This is a genomic window from Planosporangium flavigriseum (assembly GCF_011947225.1).
GTDB classification, from domain to species: domain Bacteria; phylum Actinomycetota; class Actinomycetes; order Mycobacteriales; family Micromonosporaceae; genus Planosporangium; species Planosporangium flavigriseum.
The window spans coordinates 1-5,295 of record NZ_JAATVW010000046.1 but is presented as its reverse complement, the minus strand read 5'-3'; the positions used below and the strand labels follow the sequence as shown (position 1 = coordinate 5,295).

Genomic DNA, 5,295 nt, shown 5'->3' with positions numbered 1-5,295 from the left:
ACGGGGAACCGGCCACCACGAAAAGATGTCCGGCGGCGTCCTACTCTCCCACACCCTCACGAGTGCAGTACCATCGGCGCTGGAGGGCTTAGCTTCCGGGTTCGGAATGTGACCGGGCGTTTCCCCTCCGCCATGACCGCCGTAACGCTATGAACTTCACCGACCAACGCCGCGCCCGAAGTTTTCCCTCCGGGGGTGTCGCCCGTTCGTTCAGAATCACACAGTGGATGCTCACGCTTAAATTTTCTGACCTGAATTTGTAGGTCAAGTCCTCGGCCTATTAGTACCGGTCAGCTCGAACCCGTTACCGGGCTTCCACATCCGGCCTATCAACCCAGTCGTCTACTGGGGGCCTTACCCCTCAAAGGGGTGGGAGACCTCATCTTGAAGCAGGCTTCCCGCTTAGATGCTTTCAGCGGTTATCCCTTCCGAACGTAGCCAACCAGCCGTGCACCTGGCGGTACAACTGGCACACCAGAGGTTCGTCCGTCCCGGTCCTCTCGTACTAGGGACAGCCCTTCTCAAGTCTCCTACGCGCACGGCGGATAGGGACCGAACTGTCTCACGACGTTCTAAACCCAGCTCGCGTACCGCTTTAATGGGCGAACAGCCCAACCCTTGGGACCTACTCCAGCCCCAGGATGCGACGAGCCGACATCGAGGTGCCAAACCATCCCGTCGATATGGACTCTTGGGGAAGATCAGCCTGTTATCCCCGGGGTACCTTTTATCCGTTGAGCGACACCGCTTCCACATGCCAGTGCCGGATCACTAGTCCCGACTTTCGTCCCTGCTCGACCTGTCAGTCTCACAGTCAAGCTCCCTTGTGCACTTGCACTCAACACCTGATTGCCAACCAGGCTGAGGGAACCTTTGGGCGCCTCCGTTACCCTTTAGGAGGCAACCGCCCCAGTTAAACTACCCACCAGACACTGTCCCTCGACCCGATCAGGGCCGCAGGTTAGATACCCAAATCAACCAGAGTGGTATTTCAACGCTGCCTCCACCCAAACTGGCGTCTGGGCTTCACCGGCTCCCACCTATCCTACACAAGCTAATTCGGGCACCAATGTCAAGCTATAGTAAAGGTCCCGGGGTCTTTCCGTCCTGCCGCGCGTAACGAGCATCTTTACTCGTACTGCAATTTCGCCGGGTCTGTGGTTGAGACAGTGGGGAAGTCGTTACGCCATTCGTGCAGGTCGGAACTTACCCGACAAGGAATTTCGCTACCTTAGGATGGTTATAGTTACCACCGCCGTTTACTGGCGCTTAAGTTCTCAGCTTCGCCCTTACGGACTAACCGGTCCCCTTAACGTTCCAGCACCGGGCAGGCGTCAGTCCATATACATCGTCTTACGACTTCGCATGGACCTGTGTTTTTAGTAAACAGTCGCTTCCCCCTGCTCTCTGCGGCCACCCCCAGCTCACGTCGCACGGACGGTCACCAGGGCTGGCCCCCCTTCTCCCAAAGTTACGGGGGCAATTTGCCGAGTTCCTTAACCACAGTTCACCCGATCGCCTCGGTATTCTCTACCTGACCACCTGTGTCGGTTTGGGGTACGGGCCGCTCGGACCTCGCTAGAGGCTTTTCTCGGCAGCATGGGATCACTGACTTCACCTAAAACGGCTCGGCATCACGTCTCAGCCACATGGCGCGCGGATTTGCCTACGCGCCGGCCTACACGCTTACCCCGGCACAACCACCGGCCGGGATCAGCTACCCTCCTGCGTCACCCCATCGCTTGCCTACTACCCACCAGGTTCCCAGACCGCACGCGCTTGATCCGAAGACCGCACACGATTGGCGTGGTTAGCACAGCGAGGTTCAGCATGGGCGGTCCTTCGCGGGTACGGGAATATCAACCCGTTGTCCATCGACTACGCCTCTCGGCCTCGCCTTAGGTCCCGACTTACCCAGGGCGGATTAGCCTGGCCCTGGAACCCTTGGTCATCCGGCGGCAGGGTTTCTCACCCTGCTTTCGCTACTCATGCCTGCATTCTCACTCGTGCAGCCTCCACGGCTGGATCACTCCGCCGCTTCACCGGCTACACGACGCTCCCCTACCCATCCAGACAGAATCTGAATGCCACAGCTTCGGCGGTGTGCTTGAGCCCCGCTACATTGTCGGCGCGGAACCACTTGACCAGTGAGCTATTACGCACTCTTTCAAGGGTGGCTGCTTCTAAGCCAACCTCCTGGTTGTCTATGCGACCCCACATCCTTTCCCACTTAGCACACGCTTAGGGGCCTTAGCTGGTGATCTGGGCTGTTTCCCTCTCGACTACGAAGCTTATCCCCCGCAGTCTCACTGCCACGCTCTCACTTACCGGCATTCGGAGTTTGGTTGACTTCGGTAAGCTTGTAGGCCCCCTAGGCCATCCAGTGCTCTACCTCCGGTAAGAAACACGCGACGCTGCACCTAAATGCATTTCGGGGAGAACCAGCTATCACGGAGTTTGATTGGCCTTTCACCCCTAACCACAGGTCATCCCCCAACTTTTCAACGTTGGTGGGTTCGGCCCTCCACGCGGTCTTACCCGCGCTTCAGCCTGCCCATGGCTAGATCACTCCGCTTCGGGTCTAGAGCACGCGACTACAAACGCCCTATTCGGACTCGCTTTCGCTACGGCTTCCCCACACGGGTTAACCTCGCCACGCACCACTAACTCGCAGGCTCATTCTTCAAAAGGCACGCCGTCACCTATGTCCACAAGGAACAATCAGCTCCGACGGATTGTAGGCACATGGTTTCAGGTACTATTTCACTCCCCTCCCGGGGTACTTTTCACCTTTCCCTCACGGTACTTGTCCGCTATCGGTCACCAGGGAGTATTTAGGCTTACCAGGTGGTCCTGGCAGATTCACGGCAGATTTCAGGGGTCCGCCGCTACTCGGGAACACCCACAGGAGACCAGGCACTTTCACCTACCGGACTATCACCGTCTACGGTCGGCCATTCCAGACCATTCAGCTAGCGCACTGGCTTGGTAACTCCTTCGACAGGTGTCAGCCTGCCACGTGAGGTCCCACAACCCCGACCACGCAACCCCTGACAGGTATCACACGCGGCCGGTTTAGCCTCGATCCGCTTTCGCTCGCCACTACTCACGGAATCACTATTTGTTTTCTCTTCCTGCCGGTACTGAGATGTTTCACTTCCCGGCGTTCCCTCCACACACCCTATGTATTCAGGTGCGGGTGACACCACATGACTGGTGCCGGGTTCCCCCATTCGGACACCCTGGGATCACAGCTCGGTTGACAGCTCCCCCAGGCCTATCGCGGCCTCCCACGTCCTTCATCGGCTCCTGGTGCCAAGGCATCCACCATGTGCCCTCAGCAACTTGACCACAAAGATCAGAAAAACAAAGATGCTCGCATCCACTGTGTAATTCTCAACAAACGCGCAACCAACCGCTTCCAACGATCACAGCATCACGCCAACAGACGCAGCTATGTGACCAAACGGTCGTCGCCGTCGATCCAGAAAGACCAACGCATCAGGGGCAAAACCCCCAGCAGTTGTTCTTTCAGGACCCAACAGGGTGCTCACATCACAACCAGCCGCACTCAACATCTGTTCCCTGCCCCCGAAAGAGCCGTACTAAGAGGTCGAACCGTTGCCGGCCATGACTAGCCAGTGTCTCCGCCAATGAGCTCCTCGTTCCACACTCGGGAACGCAGGCTCCTTACAGACTTTCGTCTGAAGGTGCTCCTTAGAAAGGAGGTGATCCAGCCGCACCTTCCGGTACGGCTACCTTGTTACGACTTCGTCCCAATCGCCAGCCCCACCTTCGACGGCTCCCTCCCACAAGGGGTTGGGCCACCGGCTTCGGGTGTTGCCGACTTTCGTGACGTGACGGGCGGTGTGTACAAGGCCCGGGAACGTATTCACCGCAGCGTTGCTGATCTGCGATTACTAGCGACTCCGACTTCACGGGGTCGAGTTGCAGACCCCGATCCGAACTGAGACCGGCTTTTTGGGATTCGCTCCACCTCACGGTATCGCAGCCCTTTGTACCGGCCATTGTAGCATGCGTGAAGCCCTGGACATAAGGGGCATGATGACTTGACGTCATCCCCACCTTCCTCCGAGTTGACCCCGGCAGTCTCCGATGAGTCCCCGCCATAACGCGCTGGCAACATCGGACAAGGGTTGCGCTCGTTGCGGGACTTAACCCAACATCTCACGACACGAGCTGACGACAGCCATGCACCACCTGTGAACGGCCCCGAAGGACCCGACATCTCTGCCGGATTTCCGCCCATGTCAAACCCAGGTAAGGTTCTTCGCGTTGCATCGAATTAATCCGCATGCTCCGCCGCTTGTGCGGGCCCCCGTCAATTCCTTTGAGTTTTAGCCTTGCGGCCGTACTCCCCAGGCGGGGCGCTTAATGCGTTAGCTGCGGCGCAGAGAACCGGAGAGGCTCCCCACACCTAGCGCCCAACGTTTACAGCGTGGACTACCAGGGTATCTAATCCTGTTCGCTCCCCACGCTTTCGCTCCTCAGCGTCAGTATCGGCCCAGAGACCCGCCTTCGCCACCGGTGTTCCTCCTGATATCTGCGCATTTCACCGCTACACCAGGAATTCCAGTCTCCCCTACCGAACTCTAGCCTGCCCGTATCAACCGCAGGCTTGGGGTTAAGCCCCAAGTTTTCACGGTCGACGCAACAAGCCGCCTACGAGCTCTTTACGCCCAATAAATCCGGACAACGCTTGCGCCCTACGTCTTACCGCGGCTGCTGGCACGTAGTTGGCCGGCGCTTCTTCTCCAGGTACCGTCACTTGCGCTTCGTCCCTGTCGAAAGAGGTTTACAACCCGAAGGCCGTCATCCCTCACGCGGCGTCGCTGCATCAGGCTTTCGCCCATTGTGCAATATTCCCCACTGCTGCCTCCCGTAGGAGTCTGGGCCGTGTCTCAGTCCCAGTGTGGCCGGTCGCCCTCTCAGGCCGGCTACCCGTCGTCGCCTTGGTAGGCCATCACCCCACCAACAAGCTGATAGGCCGCGAGCCCATCCCTGACCGCAAAAGCTTTCCACCCGCACCGATGCCGGCACAGGTCATACCCGGTATTAGCCCCGGTTTCCCGGGGTTATCCCAAAGTCAGAGGCAGGTTACTCACGTGTTACTCACCCGTTCGCCGCTCGAGTACCCCCGAAGGAGCCTTTCCGCTCGACTTGCATGTGTTAAGCACGCCGCCAGCGTTCGTCCTGAGCCAGGATCAAACTCTCCAACAAAAAACTGTTGAAAAACATCCTGGCAACAAACATGTTTGTCACCAAAGGAATCCC

The 5,295-nt window shown here is 58.2% G+C and carries 3 rRNA genes; all 3 read right to left on the bottom strand.

Annotation, left to right across the window (positions count from 1 at the left end):
• Positions 1 to 27: 27 nt before the first annotated feature.
• Positions 28 to 144 (bottom strand): 5S ribosomal RNA (gene rrf / locus HC028_RS26660).
• Positions 145 to 260: 116 nt separating this feature from the next.
• Positions 261 to 3,351 (bottom strand): 23S ribosomal RNA (locus HC028_RS26655).
• 370 nt (positions 3,352 to 3,721) lie between these two features.
• A 16S ribosomal RNA gene (locus HC028_RS26650) occupies positions 3,722 to 5,241 on the bottom strand.
• The 16S, 23S and 5S rRNA genes sit together here, the layout of an rRNA operon.
• Positions 5,242 to 5,295: the final 54 nt, after the last annotated feature.